The sequence below is a fragment of the Halovenus marina genome, assembly GCF_051414115.1.
GTDB classification, from domain to species: domain Archaea; phylum Halobacteriota; class Halobacteria; order Halobacteriales; family Haloarculaceae; genus Halovenus; species Halovenus marina.
In genome coordinates this window covers 63969-87392 of sequence record NZ_JBLKNZ010000002.1, presented here as the reverse complement: position 1 = coordinate 87392, position 23424 = coordinate 63969, and the positions used below count along the sequence as shown (strand labels likewise).

14 protein-coding genes and 2 pseudogenes are annotated in these 23424 nt (G+C 56.9%); 10 read left to right on the top strand and 6 right to left on the bottom strand.

Translation table 11 applies throughout. From position 1 onward, the window contains the following. The first annotated feature begins 460 nt into the window (after positions 1–460). Positions 461–2107 (top strand): hypothetical protein, encoded by a 1647-nt coding sequence (locus ACMGFL_RS15620; protein WP_436936519.1) that lies wholly within the window; start codon positions 461–463, stop codon positions 2105–2107. A gap of 333 nt (positions 2108–2440) precedes the next feature. Here the strand turns inward: ACMGFL_RS15620 and ACMGFL_RS15615 are convergent, their stop codons facing one another. Together ACMGFL_RS15615 and ACMGFL_RS15610 are read right to left on the bottom strand one after the other, a co-directional pair. After that, positions 2441–2761, bottom strand: a complete 321-nt coding sequence (locus ACMGFL_RS15615; RefSeq protein WP_436936518.1) for a DUF8156 family protein — start codon at positions 2759–2761, stop codon at positions 2441–2443. A gap of 2 nt (positions 2762–2763) precedes the next feature. Beyond that, the gene (locus ACMGFL_RS15610) at positions 2764–3699 is read right to left on the bottom strand and encodes a hypothetical protein (RefSeq protein WP_436936517.1); all 936 of its coding nucleotides are present in this window, start codon (positions 3697–3699) and stop codon (positions 2764–2766) included. Between the two features lie 557 nt (positions 3700–4256). On the opposite strand from ACMGFL_RS15610, the gene ACMGFL_RS15605 reads away from it, so the two are divergent. Further along, positions 4257–5600: an RNA-guided endonuclease InsQ/TnpB family protein gene (locus ACMGFL_RS15605; protein WP_436936516.1), complete on the top strand. Its 1344-nt coding sequence runs from the start codon at positions 4257–4259 to the stop codon at positions 5598–5600. Positions 5601–5648: 48 nt separating this feature from the next. After that, positions 5649–6179, top strand: a pseudogene (locus ACMGFL_RS15600) (SOS response-associated peptidase); the annotation flags it as partial. A 209-nt stretch (positions 6180–6388) separates the two neighbouring features. On the opposite strand, the gene ACMGFL_RS15595 reads toward ACMGFL_RS15600, so the two are convergent. Further along, positions 6389–6877, bottom strand: a complete 489-nt coding sequence (locus tag ACMGFL_RS15595) for an ArsR family transcriptional regulator (RefSeq protein WP_436936515.1) — start codon at positions 6875–6877, stop codon at positions 6389–6391. Between the two features lie 115 nt (positions 6878–6992). On the opposite strand from ACMGFL_RS15595, the gene ACMGFL_RS15590 reads away from it, so the two are divergent. From ACMGFL_RS15590 to ACMGFL_RS15580, 3 genes are all read left to right on the top strand, one after another. Beyond that, positions 6993–7793, top strand: coding sequence for a DUF8170 family protein (locus tag ACMGFL_RS15590; protein WP_436936514.1), 801 nt, complete (start codon positions 6993–6995; stop codon positions 7791–7793). Between the two features lie 452 nt (positions 7794–8245). After that, positions 8246–8683, top strand: coding sequence for a hypothetical protein (locus ACMGFL_RS15585; RefSeq protein ID WP_436936576.1), 438 nt, complete (start codon positions 8246–8248; stop codon positions 8681–8683). Positions 8684–8701: 18 nt separating this feature from the next. Further along, entirely contained in the window at positions 8702–9100 is a 399-nt protein-coding gene (locus ACMGFL_RS15580) for an AAA domain-containing protein (RefSeq protein WP_436936513.1), read from the top strand. Between the two features lie 235 nt (positions 9101–9335). Here ACMGFL_RS15580 and ACMGFL_RS15575 read toward each other — a convergent pair whose 3' ends face one another. From ACMGFL_RS15575 to ACMGFL_RS15565, 3 genes and pseudogenes are all read right to left on the bottom strand, one after another. Further along, positions 9336–10511 (bottom strand): PD-(D/E)XK nuclease family protein, encoded by a 1176-nt coding sequence (locus ACMGFL_RS15575; protein WP_436936512.1) that lies wholly within the window; start codon positions 10509–10511, stop codon positions 9336–9338. A gap of 91 nt (positions 10512–10602) precedes the next feature. Continuing rightward, positions 10603–11937 carry a restriction endonuclease gene (locus ACMGFL_RS15570; RefSeq protein ID WP_436936511.1) on the bottom strand — a complete coding sequence of 445 codons (1335 nt, stop codon included), beginning with the start codon at positions 11935–11937 and terminating at the stop codon, positions 10603–10605. A gap of 412 nt (positions 11938–12349) precedes the next feature. Then, positions 12350–13376, bottom strand: a pseudogene (locus ACMGFL_RS15565) (Cdc6/Cdc18 family protein). 818 nt (positions 13377–14194) lie between these two features. Here ACMGFL_RS15565 and ACMGFL_RS15560 point away from each other — a divergent pair. From ACMGFL_RS15560 to ACMGFL_RS15545, 4 genes are read left to right on the top strand one after another with little or no spacing between them, the layout of a single operon-like run. Beyond that, positions 14195–15037, top strand: coding sequence for a BrxA family protein (locus tag ACMGFL_RS15560; protein ID WP_436936510.1), 843 nt, complete (start codon positions 14195–14197; stop codon positions 15035–15037). After that, positions 15034–18744, top strand: a complete 3711-nt coding sequence (locus ACMGFL_RS15555) for a hypothetical protein (RefSeq protein WP_436936509.1) — start codon at positions 15034–15036, stop codon at positions 18742–18744. The genes ACMGFL_RS15560 and ACMGFL_RS15555 overlap by 4 nt, the downstream gene beginning before the upstream one ends. Next, positions 18741–19322, top strand: coding sequence for a BREX protein BrxB domain-containing protein (locus tag ACMGFL_RS15550; RefSeq protein ID WP_436936508.1), 582 nt, complete (start codon positions 18741–18743; stop codon positions 19320–19322). The genes ACMGFL_RS15555 and ACMGFL_RS15550 overlap by 4 nt, the downstream gene beginning before the upstream one ends. After that, positions 19319–23161: a hypothetical protein gene (locus ACMGFL_RS15545; RefSeq protein ID WP_436936507.1), complete on the top strand. Its 3843-nt coding sequence runs from the start codon at positions 19319–19321 to the stop codon at positions 23159–23161. The genes ACMGFL_RS15550 and ACMGFL_RS15545 overlap by 4 nt, the downstream gene beginning before the upstream one ends. Positions 23162–23424 lie beyond the last annotated feature (263 nt).

Here is a 23424-nt window from a genome sequence, read left to right as displayed (position 1 = left end):
CCTTCTTCGCGGTTCCTGCGTGAACTTCGATATCGACGTCAAAGGGATTGGGAGCAAGGGGAATACTCTAATGCTCTTTTCAATTTAACATATGATGCTATTGCAGGGTATGGAGAGCGAACATCCCGGGTGGTCATCTCATCATTGACATCCGTGGTTATATTTGCAGAGGTCTATGGTTTGCTGATTGCATCGACTGGTTCGGCTCTAGACCACATCCTATTGAGTTATACTACCAGTCTTCAAGCATTTGTCTCGTTAATTTTCGGTGGGGGATCAGAACTTGAATCGCCAATAATTAGACTACTTGCTGGCGTTGAGGGATTTATTGGAGCTTTCTTTATTGCTTTATTTGTGTATTTACTCACCCAATCAGCACGACGGTAACTAGACCGATCTTCTCACCGTTGACATTGGGAAAGACCCAATAATTTAAACAGTCCAGTTAGTTTCTGACACTATGACCGATAGTGATCCATATGAGAGACCGGATTATCTCGTGCAAGAGTTTCAGGAATCAAAGGGTACTGGAGATGAAGATACGTTTCCGTATGATCTGAATATAGTGATTAACGGCTTAGCTGAGCAAAATCAAACCATGGCAGAACGGGTGGAGAAAATCAAGAAAGCCGAAATTGACCACCCCGTGTTTGAAGCTCTTCCAAAATTGAAATCTTGGTACATTAATGATGATTTTAGAGGTGGGGCCAACCCCGCGAAAGACGATTTAGAAGATGCTATGAATGCTTTCGATAAATCGGGGTGGAGCACTTCTGCCTACATTTGTCTTCTGCAAAAATGTAAACTACTCGCCGATGTACCCGGGCAAGATCTTGAATCGGACCTTAACCGACTTCTCAATCTGGTTTTGGCCCACGAAAGCACTCTCAGCCACCCCGAATCAATTGAAATACCAAATTATCTGAATTCTAGCCATATATACCAATTATTTGATTTGATTGAAGATGAAATGGGGCAAGTATCTGACGAGAGCAAGCTTCACGCACTTGAACTTGCCTCGTTCGGTGCGTTCAAATTCGGTCATCAAGGGCGTTACATGGTTGAGCGTAACTGGCTGGAGCATTACATCAATTTGGCAAAGACTCAAAATCGAGATGAGGACACGCTAACTGGATATGATCGTCTGCTAGAATCGTATGAATCATCAGTCAAAGAAGCCGATCAGTACAATCTGAAAGCCACCTTCTTGCATGACGCTCTGCTTGATGCCCAAGAAATCCTCACCACCGAGGAGCAGAAACAGCTCACAGGACGCATCCAAGCATACGAAAAAGAGTCAGTTGACGCCGGTGAGTACGGGGTGCACGAAGAGACTATTGAAAGAGAACAACTTCAGGGCCTTATCGATACATTCGACGACCGCTTCAAAACTACTCGATCTCGAATCTCGGCTCAGGCAGCATTGTGGAATTCTGCGACTTGGAACGAATTTTTCCCATCACCAAACCACATTACCGAATCTGAACCGGGAATCTCAGACATCTTGAGTAGACGAATAACAGACTCCGAATACAATCCGATTTCAAAAACCGAAGGTGGTGTAGAGGGCATAAAAGACAACGTCCCATTCGCCTATACCGCTGAATTACAGTTGAATGATCAACTTCTGTCGGAGTGCCTTAGAACACGGGTTGATGACGGCACACTCGATACAGAGGACTTCTACGGAGTCATTCAATCTATACCTGGCCTCTCACAGGATGACATCAAATTTCTTGAATCCGCTGTTGACTACTACTATGAGGGAAAATACGACGCCAGCTATCACATAGCGATCACAAGATTTGAGGGAGTTACTAAACGAGCACTGCAATCCCGAGGTGAAGTAACGAACGCGTTGAAACCAGACGACAGTATTGAACAACGAGGCTTAGAGGGGCTCTTAGACGACATTCTAATTGATCGAGATCCTTTCCTCGGATATTATATAAAATATAAGTACAGCAATAAACAAGGCCAGAATCTTCGTAACCGATCTGCACACTCTCAAATGTTCTACGCCGAAATGAACCCATCCAACGCTATTCTTGTCCTTTACGACGTGCTAAGAACAGGAATACGAATCAAACACTCCTTCGGACAGTGAACATTGGCTAGGAAGCATTAGTTACAAGACTGCATTCGAACTGATGGTCGTCTGTTCATAGATAAGGTAAACTATAGTATATTTATTCACGGTTAGTGTGCAGTCTTCCACCGGCTGAAAAATTTCCGTCCTTTGAGAGTGCGTTGAATTGAATAACTTGGTCCAAATTGCCAACTACTGGTAAGCCCGCTGAACCCGTGACAGCTCTTCCGAACGATTGACGAATGATGACGGCATACACGAGTATCCACTCGCCAAATTCATAAATATTCCTATGGCTGAATACGATATGTCTGAACATGATATGTCTGAATACGATTTGCGTAGTTTGAGTTATTCTGAACCTCCAGTATCACCCTCGGCGGGCGATTGCTGTTGGTCGTCCCCAGCTTTCGAAAGCCGTTGCTCAAGCTCTGATAGGCGCCCCTCGTGTTCCTCGAGACGTACCTCCTGTTCTAGGTTGATGCTGAGCAGCGCCGGCAGCAGCGGGTTCTGGTGATTCAACAGCCCACTTGCGTCAGCGTGCTCGCGGGCGTACTCGAACAGCCGGTCGAATCGCGGCTGGTCGCGACGCCGCAGCGCTCGTCGGAACTCCGCCCACCGCTCTTCGATGGCCCGGAGCGCGTCCCGGTATGTCGGGTTCGTGCGCCCCATCGTTATTGACCCCCGGCGTCTGCCGTTGTCCACGCATCGAGCAACGGGTTCGCGGCGACAGACACCGTCTCTCCTTCGGCTGTGACTCCCGTCCCGACGCCCTCTGGAGTTGGCGTGGCTGTCGCTGGCGTCGTCGACTCCACACCAACCTGGCTGGCGCGGGTCGCGAGCAACTCTCGCCAGTACGCGAAGGTCGTCTGGTAGTAGGCACCGTCCTCGACGGGGTAGACGGTCGTCTCGAAGTCGTCTCCGACGACCCGTGGCCCCATCCGCGTCTGCTCACACTCCAGGTGGTGGTCAGCGGCCGTCGCGACCGGTTCGGTGAATTCGTTACGTTCGTTTCGCGTAACGAGCACTGGGATGTCGTACCCCTCGGCGTAGGTCGCTAACCGGGCAAGCGCTCGGGACTGGAGCGTTTCTGCGTGTGCATCCCCGAGTGTGTCGTCGCCGCGATACTGCGCATCGATGGCGGGTGCGACAATAAGTGACGGCGTATACGGAGCCCCATCGCCGCGATGGGGATCCCGTCGTGCATCTCGCCTGGCAACCGATCTTTGGATCGACTGATTCACCGCAGCTGGGAGATCACAGACGGCGCCGTAGTGTTGGTAGCCGGTGAACCCGCGTGCGACATGGATACGGTCAAGCAACCGCTGGCTGGGCGCGATTTGCGCGAGTGTGGTCGTTGTCGCATGTCCATTTGCGTCGACCCAGAAAGCTGGCCCGTCGTGTAGGAGGAGGTGATCGAGCACGAGCGATTGTAGGATCGGAACGCCACGACCCCCTTCTACGTCGAGTAGCGTAATGCCCGCGTCGAGAGAGGGTAGTAGCATCTCGTCCGTCGCTGGGTCTGCCTGGTTCGTGAGCGATTGATTGCGGTCAGCACCTCGCGTTGGTTGCACCACCGCCATCCGATTTGATGGTGAGTTCTCTTTCATGTGTGAATAGTTGGTCACACTCCCAATAAGCCGCGGCGTGTCGCTTCCGCGTTTCCGAGAAGATGCGAGATTGACAGCGATCCGGACTGTGTCTCTGCCTTTCTGTACTCGATCCGCTGTTTCCGAGATTGTTTCCAGAATCGACTCCCTCAGTGTTGGCGGTGTTAACCAACAATTTAGACTCTTCGGTCTTTGTGTTGGTTAATATTCCCCGATCAGTCCGGTGGTGTTTTGCTTGTGGTATGAGTGTGTCATAGAACTATTTTGATGGTGTTGATTTCGACTACATTTCGGTGAATCAAGCGATGCGTAGGGATACATACTAATTGACAAGATTACGCGGAAACACCCGGGAGTGTCGACCGCTATCACTTATTCTGAACTACCTGTAACAGCGAGAGAGTCATGCCGTTCACGGCGGGCGTGAATCGCATAAACTCCTGTGAGGAATCATCATGTTACAACTGGCCGTGAGTCTCCGACGATCACCGATAGTTTTAGTTTCACTTTGGGTGACTGGCATTTACTTTCCCACGGCTCCTACGGGTAGTTGGCAGATGAAGCGTACCAACACGTTCGCCGTGCGACCGCTCTCCGATACTGGTGAGCAACTGCTACGGGATCTATTGGACGCTTCTGCCGCTCTCTGGAACGAGGTCAACTACAAGCGCCTCATGCGGTACAACGACGAAGACGGCTTTGAGGGCGACGTCTGGGACGCCGATACAGGCCGACTCGAAGGGAAGTACAAAGGCATTCTCGGCGCGTCCACTGCCCAGCAGGTAATTCGGAAAAACACCGAAGCGTGGCGGGCGTTCTTCCGCTTGAAAGACCAGTACCACGACGAGTCAAACACGTCGGTCACGGAACACCCGGAACCGCCGGGCTTCCGTGGCAACGAGGACGATGGGCGTGACCTCAAAGGCGTCATTCGGAACACGTCGTACACCCTCGAATGGGGCGACCGCTCTCGACTTGAGATACTGGTCGGGAGCGAGTTGAAAGACCGATACGACCACACCGGACGGCTCCGACTTGAAATCGCTGGCGACCCGAATTGGCCCAACTACAAGAAACAAGGTCGGTTAGACCTGTGGTACGACGAGACTGACAGCACGTTCAGAGCCTCGCAACCTGTGACTGTTTCTGATGAGACACGGGATACTCCACTGGCCGACGAGAAGGCCGCTCTGGACATTGGTGCGAACAATCTTGTCGCCTGTACCACCACGACCGGCGAGCAATATCTGTACGAGGGCCGTGAGTTGTTCCAGCGGTTCCGCGACACGACGCGAGAGATTGCCCGGTTGCAGTCCAAGCTACCGGAAGGCCGATACAGTAGCGAGCGTATCCGGCGACTGTACCGGAAGCGAACCCGTCGCCGTGACCACGCGCAAGACGCACTGTGTCGTGACCTGCTTGAACGGCTGTACGCCGAAGGTGTCGATACTGTGTATATCGGTGGCTTGACCGACGTGTTAGAAACGCACTGGTCGGTCGAAACCAACGCCAAGACCCACAACTTTTGGGCGTTTAAGCAATTTACCGAGCGACTGGTCTGCACCGCCGAAGAATACGGGATTTCGGTCGAAGTCCAGTCCGAAGTGTGGACAAGCCAAGAGTGCCCACAGTGTGGTAGCACTGATCGGACGACACGGCATCAGGACACGCTCACCTGTCCGTGCGGATTCGAGGGCCACGCCGACCTTACTGCGTCAGAAACGTTCCTGAGACGACACATAGAGAAAGCAGTCAGGCCGATGGCACGGCCTGTGCGGTTCGAGTGGGACGACCACCAATGGTCGGAGTTGCCATGCTCTCACGAAAGTCCCAAAGAACAGCGCACAGACCCGAGTACCGTCCACCGTGACGGGAATGTTGCCTCCAGGGAATCGGCATAGTCCAGACTCCCACGGGGGAAACCGTGCCGTTCACGGCGCGGAGGATGTCATTACTGGGGACTGATTCCGTTCTGGGCGGACGAGCCCGAGGAGGGCATCATCAACGCTCGCTCCGAGACTGTCGACGAGAAGCGCGTCTTTGAGCGGCCGTGGGAGTCCCGCCCGTGTCTTGTCCTTTCGTCGGGATTTTACGAGTGGAAATCGCCGAACGGTGGGCCGAAACAACCCTACCGGATTTATCGCGAGGACGACCCCGCGTTCGCGATGGCCGGCCTCTGGGATGTCTGGGAGGGCGACGACGCGACTATCTCGTGTGTGACGATTCTCACCACGGAGCCGAACGATGTGATGCAACCCATCCACGATCGGATGCCAGTCATTCTGCCACAGAACGCAGAGTCCGACTGGCTCTCTGCGGGCCCGGACACTCGCACAGAGCTGTGCCAGCCGTATCCGAACGACGATCTGGACGCCTACGAGATTTCGACGCGGGTCAACAATCCAGGTAACGACGATCCACAGGTTATTGAGCCACTGGATCACGAGCAATCGGGGCTCGGTGAGTTCAGCTCGGGGTAGAGGACGGTGCCCGTTCAACTTTTTCGAGTGGAATCCCCGTCCTCAAGGAGCAACGCAACGAGCGGAGCGAGTGAGTAGCACAGGAGGGCGGGGAGGAAGGCACTGTTCAGATAAGATCTGAAGAACGAGGCGGACGGATTTGTTGGTGCCTATGCCAACAAGCGTCCGCCTCACCGGATTTAGCACTGACTTCGAGTTAGCACGAGAGTCTATCGGGTTGTACCACCATCGACGGCGTCGAGATCGGGCTCGTCGAACTCGAGTGCTTCCGCGACAGCGTCGGGAAGCTCCGGGCGAGGGGCCGATTCGTGGCGCTCGATTTTTTCGGTCTTCCGCGTGTTTTCGTAGAGAGCGCGTGCGACCGGGAGTCCACGGAGATACTTATAGTCGTGGAGGATCTCGACGCCCCGCTCCGTGAACCCGTAGAACTGAGAGGGGAGATCACGTGTTCCCTCACTTGGGTCGTACGTGTAGCGTGCGAGGAGCCCGGCGTCGATCAACGTCTCCAGCTGGTCTTTGATGGCCGCCTGACTCTTCCCAGTCATATACTCGAGTTCGGCGAGCGACATCAGATGGGCGGGGTGGCCCAGCAGCTCCTGGATGATGAGATGGCGCGTATCCTGGGACAGCAGCTTGAACAGCCGCTGCTGTTCCGCAAACGGCCCTGCATCGGCCGCGCCAATGTCGGTTTCGCTCATACTTGATGGTACGAGGGAGGGCGCTATAACAGTTAGGGTTGTCCAAGTTGGTTAAATCAGAAAAAACCAAAGTGATTCAGAAGGGATAAGGTGGTGTGGTTTGTATCGGCAACTAATGACCGATCCAAGCCCGCCGCCGGACGCTGGGGAGATTATGACCGTTGTTCACGAGGCCGTCGGGGGCATCGAACTTGAGCCTGCAGAGAAACGGGAGATTTGGCGGTTCACCCAGCGTGAATTGCCATATCTCTGGAGTCAGCGGACATCGTATTTCATCTTGGGGAGCTATCGCGACCCCTATATCCGCCGGCTTCGCGCCGTCCAGAACGAACTCGCGAAGCAGATCGGTGCCTATCCGTTCATCATGGGTGATCTCCTCGAACTCCCGACTGACCGGCTCAATACGTTCGATATCATGTTTTCGTTGCTCGCGACATACAGCGACTACATCGTCGGGGTCTTCGAGAAGGAAAGTGGTGGGGAGGCGCCTGAGTTGGGTGAGATCGATGACCCACCGTATTTTGACAAGTCGTACGTGTTCCCGCGTGATTACGCGTGGGTGACTGACGAGAACCTTGACTCGACACAGCACGTCATTCAGGCTGCCCTTGAGATAGCGTTCGCAGACGATTTGTCGGCGGATGAAGTCCAATCAAAAGTCGGGTCGTTCGTTGATCGCGCCCAAGAGAGCGGTCTTGACATCGACGAACAGGAGGTTTGGGATGTGATCGACGACCGGGCAGATGAAGGCGAAGAGCCGGCAACATACAGTTGGGTTCATCTCAACAAGTTCCGTAAATTCGAACTCCACGAACGGTGCTTCCCGTGGATCACAGAGGACGAACTCCGAACTGTGGTTGACGAACTCCCGTCCCCAACGCCACGTCCGGAGTGGGAAGAGAGTGGGGAACAGTGAATTATCCTGCCCTACTCGCTTGGCGGTACAGCAGTAGCGAGGCGAAAGCCACCCGTTCACGGGTGGGATAAAGTCGACAACTGGGTTCTCAACTGTTGCCAAATACAGTAAGATTTAGTATGATATTGTATGTAATGGGATATATGGATCAACCCTCAGATGAGCCTCAGTCGATCACATCGACAGCCGCATAATCTCGTTCAGTAGGCGCTGAATCTGTTGGTTCTGTGCTTGGACTGTCTCGAAGTAGGACTAACGGTGAGTTTCGGCGATGAGGGGTCGCTGTCGGCGGCGGGCTACCGCCGACGCGACAGTGTCGCCACTCAGGACCGCTGTCCGGATCGGTGGACAGTTACCGGAAGAACCGGTCGTCGAGCGGTTGATTCGCTGGAACAGCCCTGCGCACACCAAGCGCTGTCCAGGCTGCTCGCAGCATCATCTCACAGAACTCCGTGAACGGCCAGGTGCTGGTCGGTGGTGACCACCGGCAACTGCCGCCCGTCCAGAAACGAGACTGGAGTGAAGTCAGCCGTCGGGACATCCGGTCTACAGCAGCCTACCTGTCGACACTGGACTACATACGCTTCCTCCGGGGTGACGACGTCCTTAATGACGAGCAAGAGTCATGGGTCGGGTGCGAGCGTGATTCTGACGCAATGGAGATTCCACTGGTGCAGTTGGATACGACGTATCGGTTCGACAAATGGATCGCGCAGTTCATACAGCAAACGATCTACGAGAAAGACGGTATTCCATACTCGTCTGGGCGCGAGCCAGATCCAGTCCCGGCTGCGGACGACGACCTTGACGGGCCGTTCGCCACGCTTTTCGACGGAGAGGCGACGGTCGCGCTGCTCACGTATTCTGGCGAACGAGAGTACAGGCAATAGAATCTCATCGAGAGTGTCTTGACAGAAGCGTTGATTATGGCGGCTGCGTCTTCCGCGACCGTGGGTGTCGTCACGCCACATAACGCTCAGCGGGGACGTGTCCAGTCGTTGTTGCAGGAACGCGGATATACTGTCGGCAGCGATGAGGCTGACGCTGATCACGAGTCAGGACAGGACATCCAGGTCGAGACGGTAAACCGCTTCCAAGGTGGTGAGCGCGATCTGATGGCCATGAACGCCACCGTCTCAGATCCAAACTACATCGCGGCTGAAGACGAGTTCCTGCTGACAGAGAATCGTATCAACGTCTCGTTCACGCGCCATCGCAATTTGCTGATCGGCCTCGCTCCCGAAACGTTGCTTGGCTACCTTCCCGACGATCCGGAGCTGTATGACCAAACGACGCTCTGGGAATAACTGGCGATGGAAATCGGAGAAGCACCAGGAAATGGAGCGACGGAATATGATTGGCAAGGAGATCTTGGCGAAGTATTAGCAGCAGTGGGGATGGAGATCGTCGGATCAGTGATTCAACCAGAGTTGCCGACAACAATCACCCTCTATACGAATACCAAGCAGTAGCGGTTCTGCCACGCGCAAGTCAAAGGGAAACAAAAAGCGAGTTACACCAGTAGGGTAAATCTCTACGGTTTCACTCGGGCTGATGGTTAGCCGCAATCGTTTCGATGTGGGGCTCGACGATATCTCGAAGTTGGTGGAGTTCTTGCGCCGCCTCTCGCACTGATTCGTTCGGTGTCTCAAAATCGATGGGGATTGACTTGGCAAGGTAGCCGTAGCTACCATCAGTCACTTCCCAGTCGTTCGTTTCCAGTTCTTGGAGTCCATTCTCTCCGAGTAGATCGTGAAACTCCTCTCGGATTGCGTGCTTGTCGCCGTGTTCAATATCGAGGCGGAGCCGGATACGTGGATACTCGCGTTTCAGGTGGACGTGAGGTTCGTATTCGATGCTGGTTCCGGAGTCCAGATTCTGCCACGATTCTTTGTAGAAGTTGATATACCTCGTTGGGCTATTATTGACTTTCCAGTCCTCGAGGTCGACGTCACCCTCGGCGAAAAACGCTTGCTTGAGGTCGCGGAAGAGTTGCTTTCTGTCCGTTTCGTAGGCGTCTTTCAGCCGGTCGATCATGTCATGGTGTTCGATGTACAGTTCCGTCTCTTTGGAGATTTTGTCGACGTCGGTCATGTTGAGTTCCTGTTTGATTGTGTCGAGGTAATCGGAGAGCTGTGCGCTGCTCTTCGCTGGATACTGTCCGTGTCCGTCTCGGAGGACATCTTCGAGGTGGGTCACGATCCGATGCCAGGAGATCGCGACGAATTCTTCAGAAGTTGGTTCCGGGGCACTCTCTGGGGCGAGGTACAGATACTCTCCCGTTCCAGCATGTTGGCTCACCACGATGTCACCGAGACTCGTCGCAGTTGCGTAGCGAACCGTCTGGTCGCCTGTTTCTGGCGAGCCGACCTTGAGTTCGAGACAGATGAACCATTCGTCATCACACGAGAGCAGCAGATCAACTGGGCCATTTCCAGTGGGAACTTCCGTTTGGATATCGACCTGATCGAGATCCTGGAACCCACTCTCGAAGGTCGTCTCTGGATGTGACTCTACCGCGTCCAAGAATGCTGCCAGGACATCCGTTCCGAATCCATGAGGGGTCTCCCCGTTGAGAAAGTACGCTAACAATGACTGCCAGTGTGGCTCCCGTTGTTCTTCACCGATAATCTCCAGCGTTGGGACTGGGAGCCGGCCAGTGTCTCCAAGTTGTTGCTTGATCACCTCTAATTGTCGCTCTAGAGTCGATTCGCTCACATCTCGTCTGTTATCTCCTTTCTTCTAAAATATTCCCACGCTTATTGAAGCAGTCATCTACGAGGTTCGTAGGGGCAAAACAATAGAGAATTCACTCCTCATGCTTATTCACTGATTGGATTACGGCATCTATCGACTGCAAGAGTTCGACTGCGTTTTCGTAATTGGTGACTGTCTGGTACCCCTCCTCCACTCGCTCAACGACACCGAGACTCGGGTGGCTCAGCAGTTGGATCGCTTCGTTGATCGCGTTCTCGTCGGGGACATCACTCGGCTCTTCCATGCCGATTATGATCCAGCGTAGATCTGCTGCGCTTTCGACAGGGCTATCTGCTCGTTCAAGCGCTCGAATTACATTCAGTATCGTCTCGCCGGCATCGAGCCGTTCGTTAATGCGTTCGTCTAAGAGATCGAGGCGATCATCCTGGAACGGGCCAGGCCGAGTTAGCAGCTCAAGGACATCCTCTGGTGGGATCGCATATTGTCGCCGCCGATTGAGGAGCGCAATCAGATCATCAACAGCGAGCGTCGTTAGCTGGTTTGCCTCGGCATTTTCGATAACCTTCGGTGAAAAGGCCGGGGCGACAACGATGGCATGCTCGGCATCTTTCTGCCGGCGATGCTTGTCGACGTTAGTAGCTTCGAGCGTATTGAGCGTCCCCGGCCCGCGTGTCTTTGCCTCAATAACAATGTGTCGTGGGGCATGGATTTCGACGTCTGTATCGCCGCCGCCTTCAATCCAGTTTGTCGTACAGCCCAAGCGAGTGAACGCTTTTGCAACGAGCTGCTCGAACTCTTCGGCCCGACTTCCGTTCGTACTGGCGGCTTTGAGACGGTCGGCGAGATCCGTGGTTTCTTCGACCTCTGTCTCGTCGACGTGATGCACTTTTTCACCAGTCCCTGTGAGTTCTGCCAGAGCGGTTTCAACGGAGTCGTAGTCTTCTCGGAGCTGGTCTAATCGATGATCTGCAACTCGCGTGAACCCCTGTGGCCGATACGTTTCGTCATAGCCAACCAACTTATTGAACGCCTCTACGTCAACAGAAATCTCTTCGATATCAGAGAGGAAGGTCAGATATTTCCAGGGATTGTCTGGATCCCATCGGTCGTGGTCGACTGTGTCTTTCCAGAGATGCTCGGCCAACTCGTAGTTCTCACGGAGGAGCGTCACTTGGCCTCGAGCAACGAATTCACCGCCATGGTAGATGAGGGCGATGTCTCCGGCTTCCACATTATGCCATTTATCAGGGACAGAACTGCCCCACAGGTGTGCATTCCCGTCTTCGGATGTCACGCGCAACTCTTCGCAATCTTCCGGTGAAAGGTACGATTCGAGTTCCTCAATTGGGTGGCCGTCATCGACAGAGCGCTTGTAGTCCTCGTAGGCGTCCTGGCGACCGGCGGTGAATATCACGATCCCCGGCATTATCTTGTGTGGGTAATTCCCTGAGAAGTGGCAAATAACTGGCTATCACGTCGTTCGTATTAGACCGGTGTCTTCGTCACTATAGAGCTGGGTTGAAATTAGCTCGATAATCTTGACCATTTGGGTACAAATCGTGAGAAACAGTTAGTATTCACCCAGTTATTGTGGATTGATGAACCCAGCTGCAGCTGGATACCCAGCTTCATCACTGGCTCGGGTGTCGCCGCTCGCTCCACAAACCCCAACTCGAAGTCGGTACTACATCCAATAAGGCGGTCTGGTTTCGACATGGACACCTAAACCTCACACCGCCTCGTTCTTCAGACCTTATCTGAATAGTGCCGACGATCTACTTCAGAGTCCACGACAAACGGAACGTCTGCTACGACACGATCGAGAATCTGTTTTGGCATCACTGCATCGGCGACGCTGCTGCCGAATCGACAAGCGAGTACTCTCGATCCCGGCTCGTGCCCTCTGCCTTGAGGAGGTTGTACTGGGTCATCTTCGAGAGGTGGGTTCGGACAGTCCGTTTCGTCCGCGGGTCATCAACCTCTTCGGCATAGCGCTCGTGAATCTCACTTGGCCCGAGCGGGCCGTGGTCGCGCACGATGTCGTAGACGACGCGCTGGTGTGGTGTGAGTGAGTCGATGTTCTTCTGCTTGATTTGCGCGCGGGCGTCCTCGGCAGCGTCAAGGAGCATGTCGTCAGTGATCTGTTCGCGGTTTTCACGGTCAGCCGTGCTCGCGGATGTCCGAGGGATCCCGATGGCAAGCCGGGGTTGCCAGCAGCGACATCTACAATCCGGTAAAGCTGTTCGTCGGTAATCCCGTCTTCGTCAAGCCCCACTTCACGCGCGAATTCAGGATATCGTACAGCTGCTCGTTGTGATACTTGTCCATCCGGACGTGTTCACTCGAACGGAGACGACTCACGAGGCGGTCGTCGACGCGGCTGAACAGTTCCTCTTCCTCATTCGCGATACAAATGATCGCAAACTGAGGGAGGCTGTGCAGGTCGTATATCACGCTGGGATCCTCCAGTTGGTCGACCTCGTCGAGGATGACGACGGTTCGCGGACCGTCGTATTGCTGAAGGCGGTCGACGAGTTCGTCGTGCGGTGTGGACTGCCGGTGGATATCGATAGTCTCGCCGAGATTATCGAGAATCTGGCAGAGCGTTCGGAACCGGGTGTAGTTGCGCCAGCAGTTGACGTATGTGGTTTCGACGTCGAGAATCTCTTCCCGGAGTCGTTCGGTGACGAACTTCGAGATACAAGTCTTACCAGCGCCGCTGGGCCCAGTAACGATGGCCGTGTCGGCGGGTTCGCCGTTTGTGATGGGCTCGAGAACGCTGGAGAGGTGGTTGACTTCGGCGTCGCGATGCTCAACTTCCCGAGGGACGAATCCAGCGCGGAGGACGCGAGCATCGCGGATCATCTTTGCTTGTTAGACTGGTTATCTGGCTCGTAATAAAAACGTGATTGGGTTGTTTCTGGAATCATTCCATATGGGCCTTTGTCGACCTACTCAAACACCTAGCAATAGTGCGATTCTTGTTTGTGGTAAACGGGGAGTTCCGAGACTTTCCGGAATCGATTCCCCGGGGAGAATACATTATGATCCACAGCACCCAGAGGTATAGACCATATTGTCTTCCAAACCTTCGTCGTTCGCTTAATCTGCTTATCAGGGGGTGGGAGTTGCTCGGGTTCGGAAAAACCCATCACCTGTTTCCATTAATGCGACGTAATCGAACCCAGTCGTGTGCGACTCTCGACGGAGGATCCCGCAAGGAGGTGCGTTCGACGATACTGAAGAGTCACAATTGTCGGAGTCAAAAGCGTTGCTTCGTTCTGACGTAACTTGTTCCACCTTTCTTGAGAGATATTGTGGCGTCGCTTCTATCCATATTTTCCGTATCTCTGAACAATCTATGTAGCGTTACTCCGTCATCTGTTTCAAGCCGATCGTCTCTGGTGTGATGCTTTCTATAGATGCTCCCATGGTCAGAAAAGAGCACCATCAGGCCCGGTGAAGCACTTTCGAGATCTCGGAAATACTTGTCCTATAGTAGCGTTTGCAAGTCTAAACTTGGACGGTAGAGCGAGGTAATGTGCGATAGAACGCCACTCAATTAATCTCAATCGGGCCCTTGTAGGAATTCCTGGGCTGATTCACCAAAGCAAATGACGGACTGATGCTAGACGATGGAGCATCCCTATCAAATAAGTGCCGTGGATGGGACTGCATATAATATGCCTATTCGCAACGACGGACAAGGAACCTCTCTACCGTCGCTGGACTCGACATTTTCCAAGGATGAGGTTTCGATGGATCTCACGATGTGCGGCCTCCTCGTGGAGAATGCTGAGGAGATGGCAAGACTCTACGCGACACATAGGGACTGGACGACAGTCGAGGATCGTTGGTTCGAGGAGAGACGTGATGGTCGAAGCACTCGTGGGAGTTCGCGCAAGATCTATCGGGTATTGAGTTCCCGTTTCAAAACCGCAGACAGGTCACTGCCAGCGATTTCCCGACTGCCGTCGATCTTCGATCTCTGCGGAGGGAAGCGTGACAAGGCACAGGTGCTGTATTTTTATCTCATCGAGGATGACCCGCTCGTCAAATTCGTCGTTCACGAGTACGTCCGCCGACTGCAGGAACGTGGTGTGGAGGTGCTTGATTTTGAACAGGATATCGTCGAGTCGCTTCTCAACGAGTTCCATTATTCTGACGGGGAGCAGTTCGACTACGCAGATTCGACCACCGCTCGCTGGGGCGAAGGACTTCGAAGCGTGATGCGAGAGATCGGTGTTATCGAAACGCAGCAAACGCAACAAGGCCAAACTCCGAATGTCAGCGATATCCCACTCCTCGTCGCGGCAGGCTACTCTTGGGAGAATGCTGGAGACGAGTGGCTTTCCCAACCTCGCGGTTGGCTCTATCTCTTCCAGCCGGAGCAGTACTGGGAGTCGCTGGCTGAACGGGTCGGCAACCATCCCAGCTGGAAGGCAAGTGGCATCCACGGAGAATTGCGACTCGAGCCGGTTGACAACACGTACGGTTGGGCCGGACCGATGGAGGAGGATACATGACGAACGAATCGTGGTTCACCGCCGATGTCGGCGCCGACTTTGAGGAGTCCGTGCGTATCGACCGGGAAGACGATGGCCGCGACCATCGGCTGGACTCTATTGACACCTACCACGTGACCGACGAGGCCGAGGACTTCATGTCCGACTTCCTCGCACGGTTGCTCGGTCGTTCGGAGGACATGCGGTCGGGAGCAAACTACTGGCTTTACGGATACTACGGCAGCGGGAAGAGCCACCTCCTCAGCGTGCTTCGCGGCCTGATGGACAGCGAGTGGCTCCGCCAGCGAGACGACATCTGGGGACAACTGACTGACGGGCGCGATCTGTCGACGCTGCAGACAACGTGGGACTCAATTCACGACGAGTACGAGGTCATCCCGATCTCGGTGAATCTCCTGAAGCACCAAGGGCAGAAGGAACTCAGCTTCAGTGAAATCGTCCTGCAGGCCGCCCACACGTCGGAACGCCTCACCGGCGTCGAAGGCGGGCTCTCCCCCCAGCTAGACGTGGCTTACTTCGAGGACTGGTACCGGACGACCGATGCGTGGCCCGACCGTACGACCCACGCTCGGGCTGCGCTTCGCGATACCGTCGCCAACCCGGACAAGTACGACTGGGTGAACGTCCAGCAGTACAACGCGCTGGCCGACGTGGTTCTGCCGACGCTCTTCGAGAAGGAGACCGGAACGGCCGATGGATTGGACGACCTGACTCCCTCGGATCTCGATCCCGAGGCGATGGTCAGCCGGCTCGAACAGCTGCGAAGCGACCGGGAAGACGAACTCGGGCGGCCAGTCAAACTCGTCCTGTTGCTTGACGAGGTGAGTCTGTTCATCGGAACCGACTTCGACCGCCTGACCGAACTGCAGACGCTCGCGGAGAGTGTCGACGAGGTCGGCGACGGCGACATCCAGTTGGTGGCGACCGCACAGGCCAAGATCGAGGACGTCCAACCGCAGTTCGCGGCCCGCGGTGCCGACTTCAGCATCGTCAAGGATCGGTTCCCGCACCGGTTCGGACTCCCGAGCAGACACGTCGGGGAGATCTCGACCGAGCGGCTGCTCAAGAAGACCGAGGACGGCAGACGGGCGACGGAACGCATTCTCGAACGCACCAGCAACGAGCCGGAGACGCTACTCGTGTATTCGGGCATCGAGCAAAACACCGAACCGCCGCTGGACGACATCGACCACGAGCGACTCCTCGACTTCTACCCGTTCCTGCCATATCAGCCAGCGCTCTTCCTCGAGATTCTCTCGAACCTCCGGCAAGAGGCCCGCGATCCCGCCAAGTCGATCTTCTCGGGGACGGCACGTGCCATTCTGGCCCTCGTCCACGGCCTTCTGCAGGAGTGGATGGAGGCCGGCGAGGAGGCACACCTCGTTTCGCTGGTCGACTTCTACGACCTCATCGAACCGGAACTCGAAGACATAACGCCGCAGGACGTCGCGGTCATCGAGGAGATCGAGGAGCAACACCGGCAGGGCGAGCTGGAGAAGATCGACGTGGATGTTGCGAAGGCCGTCCTGCTTCTCCAGCACGTTCCCGAGACGATTCCGATGTCCGAGCGGAATCTCGCGGTGGCCATCCTAAGTGACCTCGACGGCCCGACCCAGTTCCAGATGGAGAACCGAGTCGAGGATTCTCTCCAGCGTCTCCGGAAGTTCATCCGGCCGACGCACGATGAAACCGGGCCGAAGTACGCCTTCACCCACCCGGAGGAGCGGGAAATCATCGAGGCCGCCGAACAGAACCTCGACGATCCCGACTGGGATGCCATCATCGAGTCCGTCGACAGCTACCTCTGGGACGATGTTGTCCGCGATCTCTCGCTCCCGACGTCTGTCGAGTACGCCGACACTGGGGAGCAGTACCCTGTTCGATACGAGTTCAGCGTTGACGGCAACGCGTTCGACACGACCGTCGAGGCCGGCGACGCACTCGATGTCGAGGTCGCCATCGAGGGGCTGTCACCCGAGGTATCGGAGGTCGACTATGATGGCAACCCACTCGAATGGACGATCAGCGAGGACGGTCTCGACGATCTCCGCGACAACCTCATCGAGTGGTGGTCGCTCAGGGCCGCCGTCGGCGATCACACACTCCCGAAGTCCGTGGAACGCGACCTCTCCGAGCGGGCGACTCGCGTCCGAAGCAAGCTCGTTGAGGCACTCAAGAGCGGCTCGTTTGCCGTCAAGGATCGGACTGACCTTCGTGGACTGGCCTCGGCGGTCGAAGAGTTCGTCGACGTTCGCTATCCCGACGACTTCCACCCCGTTATGCTGCAGATCGGTGATGAACACCTACAGGAACTCCGAGGACTCTCGGCCCAAGACCCGCTGCCCGCATGGGCCCAACAGATCGAGGTTGCCACCGAAGATCCGGAGACCCACGGCGGTTCCATCCAGAACAACGTGCGGGCATTCACCGGCCAGCAATTGAAGCAGAGCGACGGTAGTCTCGCGATGATCAAGATTCTTGACGGAATCGTAGAGAAAGAAGAACAGCAACGCGAAAAGACCTCCGAACTCGCAGTGTATGGCGATGCCCGGCCAGCGTTGTGCGCCATCATCTGGGGACTCTGTCGCAAGGGGGACTTCCTCCCCGTCGACGAGACGGGGGACTCGCTCGAACTCGATTCGGTTATTGATCTAAACGAGTTGACGACCACGCGCCTCAAGATTGCAGGAGGGAGTGGTGTCCGCGAGGCACTCGAGGCCGGTGGCTTCATCGACTCGACGGAGACGATCCCGGACGGGATGGTCAGGCTCCAGTCCGCGAACGACACGCTGGCCAGCCGCCTCGGAAGCCTCATCGAGGACGTGCAACTGGTCGCAGAAAGCGACGTCCAGACGCCGCACGTTCAGGGTCTGCTCGACTCGTTCGTCGACGCTCTCAAGGACAAACAACAGGACGCCAACGACCGCCACGAGGCCGTCAAGTCCCGCGATACCGACTGGCAGCGGGTCGTCGAAGCCACCAACGATGCCCAAGAGTGGTACGACGATGCCAAGGAGGTGTGGAACCTCCGCCTGCCGGCACTTGCACAACTCGACGCCCAGCTCACTCTCGCTCGACAGTCCTTCGACTGGCTGACCGACGAGTGCGAAACTGCCAGCCGGAAACTTCGAGACAATATCGCGGAGTACGACGACGAGTGGTGGACACACGACGGATGGGACAGGTTCAACGATGCCCGCACTGTCTCGCCGTCCTTGGACGACGCCATCGAGAACGCATGGCAGACGTTCCAGAACTCGACTGACGTGGACACACTCGTTCGCGAACTCGATGACCACCCGTGGATACGACCGCCGAGCGAATTCGGATCGAACGTCCGCCCTGCCTTCGAGAACGAATACATCACGCCGCTTCGCCGTGCTGTGTCGTGGTACGAGGACATCTCGGAGGCCGTCGGCACCGTGACTGGCGGTACAACGGGGACTGAAGCGGATGCCTTCATTCGCGCGACGGACACGCTGGTCGACACGGAGCCACTCCGCGTGGTCACGGGCAGTGAGATCAGCGAACTGCGGGCCACGTTCGAAGAGTTACAGACGGTCGTCGGCGACCAACGGCCGTCGGAGGTCACTGCAGTCGGCGTCCTCCCGTCGGATCGAGAGTCGCTGGACGCTGAACTCGAGCGATTAGCCGAACGGCGCGATCTCAGTATCGAGCGGACGGAGACGGGGGTGATCGTCCGATGACGAGCAAGCGACCGCTCCACGACTTCAAGGATCGGCTCGCCCGATTCGCGGACGGGCGTCGCGGCATTCGGAACCCGTTCGTGATCGTCCCCGTTCAGCCGAAATACGAGCGACGCGTCGCTGACCGCCTCGTCAAGTGGGCGGACAACCCACACGATACCGAGGGGTTCCCGGAGGACGGAACCGTGCAAGTCCTCCGACTTGACGAGTTGCTCGTGGAGACCGACGTGTTCGACCTCGCAGTTGACCTCGGTGAGGAAGCCGAGCCAGCGACGATCGAAGACACGATGCAAGACCGACTCGCTGAAGAGTTGGTCGAGGTCATGGTCGAAGAAATCGCCTCACCCGACCAGCAGCGACACGTGGTCATCCTGACCCATCTCGGCAGTCTCTATCCCTTCACGCGGGCCTCAGAGTTGCTCGACGAACTCGACCGCCGCAACGTCCAGTCGACGATCGGCATCCCGTTCCCCGGGGACATCGTCGGCGGGAAGCTGAGCTTCTTCGGCGAGGAATCACGCAACTACTACCCGGCCCACCAGATCGACGGCCGCATCGAGGAGGTGCATCTCCAATGAGCGACCACCGAATCCACGACATCTTCCAGCAGTCACCGACCCGCGAACTCGAGGAAGTCCAAAAGGTTAATGCCAGAGCGCAGGCCGAGAACGACGTCCGCGAGTTCTACGAGACCGACAGCGCACGGAGCGTCCTCACTACGCTCGGCAACCTCGTCGACAAGTACCCACAGGAGGAGCCACGCTTCCTCTACATCTCCGCCACGTTCGGGTCGGGAAAGACCCACCTCCTGAAGCTCGCCGGATTCGCCGCCGATACTGAGTCGGAGTTCGCTGACCTCGGTGAAGAGCTGGCAAGTCGGTGGCCGGGGTTCCAGTCGTTCAGACAGAGCATCGCCGACTCCCACGTCGACCGCCTGAAGCCGGTGTTCCTCAACCTCCTCAACAGAGACGCGTCACAGGAGCCGCCACTCCCCTACCTCATCTACGAGGCCATCGGCCGCGAACTCGGGTATCCGACCGATCCGAACTGGCTGCTCGAATGGGCGTGGCAGCTGGACATGAACCACGGCGACTGCTGGGAGCAACTGCAGGAGATCGAATACGACGGGCGAACGTTCGACGAAGTGTACGACGAGCGGGCCTCGCTGCGGAGCTGGCTCTACGGGGCCGTTCCCACACTCGACGACTCGCCGTATCGCTCCAGCGACGAGGTGAAGCAGTCGATCGATACTGCGATTGAGGAGGTCGACCCGGACGAATTCGACCCGGACGAACTCGTCGACCGGGTCGAAGCGGCACAAGCGGCCCTGAGTACGCCCGAGACAGAGACGGAGCTGCTGATCGGCCTCGACGAGGTGGCGCTGTTCATCGGCGACGGCCGCCACCGCTATCGGGAGTTCCAAGAGACGATGGAGGCCCTGACCAACCCCGCGACGGGGCCGAACCCACCCATCGTCGGGACGGGCCAGTATCCCTTCGATCGCATCCACGGGGAGTTCGAGGACTCCGACGTCACCGACGAACCGTGGTGGGGCGAGCAGGAGCCGCTGGAGGGGGCCGACACCGAAATCATCGTCCGCAAACGATGGCTCCAGAAGGACGGCAACGGCGAGCAGGCGGTCGACGCGGCGATTCAAGAGCTTCCCGACCTCACGCTCGATACGTACGCGGACATCACGGGCGCGGATCCCGATGCAATCGAGTCGTACCCGTTCCGCGAGTACGACCTCGGACTGTTGCGCACGGTTATCCAGCAGCTGATGCCGCGTGGCCGCGTGACCGAGGAGGAGTACGTGCAGGGGCGAGCCCTGCTCATCCTCGTTCGGTCGTTGTTCACGCGGTTCGAGTGGGGCGAGAAATCCGTCGGCGCCCTCGTCACATGGGACGAGTTGTACGACCTGCTGGTCGAGGAGACAACGTACGTCCCGCTGTGGGTGCAGGAGATGGTCGAGAACAAGCTCGTCCCATCCGCAGGCGGGGAGGAAGACGCGTTCTCGGTGCGGGTCGCGAAGGCGCTGTACCTCCTGAATCAGGTGCGCTCGGAGGTGCCATCCACGCCGGCGAACCTTGCCCGACTGATGGTGGAATCGACCGACGCATCACTCGAAGAAGTCCAAGACGATGTCGAGTCGGCACTGGCCGACCTCGTCGAGGACAGAAAGGTGCTGACCGAGACGAGCGACCGAGGTGACGAAGAGTACCTGCTCGTCTCCGAGGAGCAGGAGGACATCCTGACGCGGGCGAAGACACGTGCCCAACAGATTTCGTCGCATCGCCTGTCGGCCAAGCTGGAGACGTACCTGCAGGAGGGGAGTGACCACCTCCTCTCGGCTGGCAGTCGACACGAGGTCGACCTCGACGGCGAGCGCCGCGTGCCGCTCCGGTTCGATTACTCCGTTCTCGATCCGATCGAGCGGGCTCCCACGCCGAAGTTCGATGCTATTCGCGTCCGGCTGGTCGCCGACCGCCCCGACACGGTGGCCGATCAGTTGGATGCGTGGCAGTCGACCAACGGGGGACAGGACGGGGGCGAACACGTCCTCGTGGCCGTGGAGATCTCGGAGTCCACGGTCGAGCGTCTGCGGGACGTGATGGGGATGCAGGAAGTCCTCTCGGAGGAGACGGAGACCTATCCGGACTTGGAGTCCGACCACCGCGACGCTCAGCGTGCGCTCGAATCGACGGTGCGCGACCAGCTCGACGAGGCCGACGTCTACGTCCGAACCGGCGACACGAGGGGTCGTTACGGCGACGTGTTCGAGCAGGTCGTGACCAATCAGGTGCAGTCGGTGTTCGGCCGGACGAGGCACGCTTTGATGAACGGGATCACCGAGGTCGACGACGCCAAGCAGATGGCGCGGTTCTTCCGCGGTGTTGACGACTGGCCGCTGTCGAGCGAGGATGCCGTCACGCTCGGCGTGGATACCGACAGATCGGAACTCACGGACGGTTGGTGTCAGGAGTTCCTCGACGACTACGAGAACACGCAATCGCTCCGCGGTGAGGACTTGCTCGCTCAGACCGTCCAGCGCGGGGGCAAATACCGCGGGACGCCACGGGAGTCCATCGCGGCGCTGCTGATCACGCTCGCCACGGCCAACGAGATCGCTCTCCGCCGCGACGACGAGTACATCACCGAGCCCGAGGAGATCGGACGGGCGGTCAGGAACAAGACGAATCTGACCGGTCTACAGATTCGATTCGAGTCGCTGGACGGCATCGATCCCGACCAGATTCGGGAGACAGTCCGGATGCTTATGAGCGAATCACCGGAGGGTAGCGACCCGGATGCGTGGCTCTCGGAGCTAGCGGAGTGGGTCGACGAGAATAGCGTCCTCGTGAAACGCGTCCTTCGGGGTGTCAGCAGAGAGTTTGGTGAAGGTGCGTCGCTGGACGACCTTGAGGACGCCCTCGAACCGGCGCTCGGTGGTGAGGCGCTCGAGACCGAGGACTTCGCGACCGACGCGGTCGAGCGACAGGCCGAACGATTCGCTCGCGCGAGAGAGCTGTTCCGGCCGAACGAGGACGGCAAGACGCTGTGGGAACGGTTCAGCGAGCGGACGGCCGAGATGCAGCGCCTCCATCCCGGTGCTGACGTCACTGGCGACATGCAGGGCATTGCCAGCGGTAATGAGGTGCCCGACGCCGGGGAACTTCGGGCGAAGATAGACGAGGGTGACGCCCACAGGCAGCGCGTCGTTCGGGAGCAGTACGAGCGCATCACCGGTGAGACGCCAACTGACGAGGGGCCTGAGAACGTCGTCTCCAGTCTCGTTACGTGGCTCTACGCCCACGACGGGAGCAGCAAGGAAATCGCCGACCGCGTCTCCGTCGAATTCGGGGGTGTGACGATCGACGACCTGTACGATCTCTTCGAAACAGCGTGGGAGGGAGGCTCGTTCTCCGAGGAAGAACTCGTCAATCCAGCAGTTATCCAGCAGGCCGAACGGTACGCGGCGGCTCGACACCTGCTCGAATCGATCGAAGGGAGCGCGAGCCTGTGGTCACAGCTCCAGGACGCGTCGAAACGACTGGAAGAAGGGTATCCTACGCACCCGACGACGAGCGACGTACAGGAGACGCTTACTCGCTCACAGCCACCCAGTGTCGACGAAGTACAGCGGCTTCTCGAAGAGGCTGAAGACCCGTTCAGAGTCGACGAGCGGCTAGCAGATCTTGCGGACGAACTACAGGCCAAGTATCCCGACCACGAGACGACCGACGAGGTCTTGGCCGCAGTAAAGACTGAAAGTCCACCGAGCGACGAACGCGCGGGTGGACTGATCGAGGCGGCCGACCGGCTGCTAGAAGGGGTAGACGAGCAACTGCGACCGATCCAAGAGACGATAGACGAGCTTGAGGATGGATCGGTCGTGCTGGTCGAGAAACCTGATTAGATTACGCCAATCGTTTTTCGAATTCACTTCGAACCGATCCCGGTATTTGTAGGACGAATCATCCAATCAATCCTTCATCCATCAGGCAGTATATCGATACCCATGATCAGAGTTGGACGAAAGAAGAGATTTCCAAACCCAAGCTGCGCGACGGATTTTGAACGAACCAACAGACAAGGGAAAGGAACTAGCTTTATTCGAGGGAGCGCGTATGGAGACACGGTCTTCCGACTTGTTCTAACGAGACTCGCAACGGGTCAGCA

Excerpts from the sequence above, each read along its gene's own strand:
- ACMGFL_RS15595 (WP_436936515.1), bottom strand. The coding sequence starts at position 6,877 with ATGAGCGAAACCGACATTGGCGCGGCCGATGCAGGGCCGTTTGCGGAA.
- ACMGFL_RS15555 (WP_436936509.1), top strand. The coding sequence starts at position 15,034 with ATGACGAACGAATCGTGGTTCACCGCCGATGTCGGCGCCGACTTTGAG.
- ACMGFL_RS15605 (WP_436936516.1), top strand. The coding sequence starts at position 4,257 with ATGAAGCGTACCAACACGTTCGCCGTGCGACCGCTCTCCGATACTGGT.
- ACMGFL_RS15610 (WP_436936517.1), bottom strand. The coding sequence starts at position 3,699 with ATGAAAGAGAACTCACCATCAAATCGGATGGCGGTGGTGCAACCAACG.
- ACMGFL_RS15620 (WP_436936519.1), top strand. The coding sequence starts at position 461 with ATGACCGATAGTGATCCATATGAGAGACCGGATTATCTCGTGCAAGAG.
- ACMGFL_RS15590 (WP_436936514.1), top strand. The coding sequence starts at position 6,993 with ATGACCGATCCAAGCCCGCCGCCGGACGCTGGGGAGATTATGACCGTT.
- ACMGFL_RS15545 (WP_436936507.1), top strand. The coding sequence starts at position 19,319 with ATGAGCGACCACCGAATCCACGACATCTTCCAGCAGTCACCGACCCGC.
- ACMGFL_RS15615 (WP_436936518.1), bottom strand. The coding sequence starts at position 2,761 with ATGGGGCGCACGAACCCGACATACCGGGACGCGCTCCGGGCCATCGAA.
- ACMGFL_RS15570 (WP_436936511.1), bottom strand. The coding sequence starts at position 11,937 with ATGCCGGGGATCGTGATATTCACCGCCGGTCGCCAGGACGCCTACGAG.
- ACMGFL_RS15550 (WP_436936508.1), top strand. The coding sequence starts at position 18,741 with ATGACGAGCAAGCGACCGCTCCACGACTTCAAGGATCGGCTCGCCCGA.
- ACMGFL_RS15560 (WP_436936510.1), top strand. The coding sequence starts at position 14,195 with ATGCCTATTCGCAACGACGGACAAGGAACCTCTCTACCGTCGCTGGAC.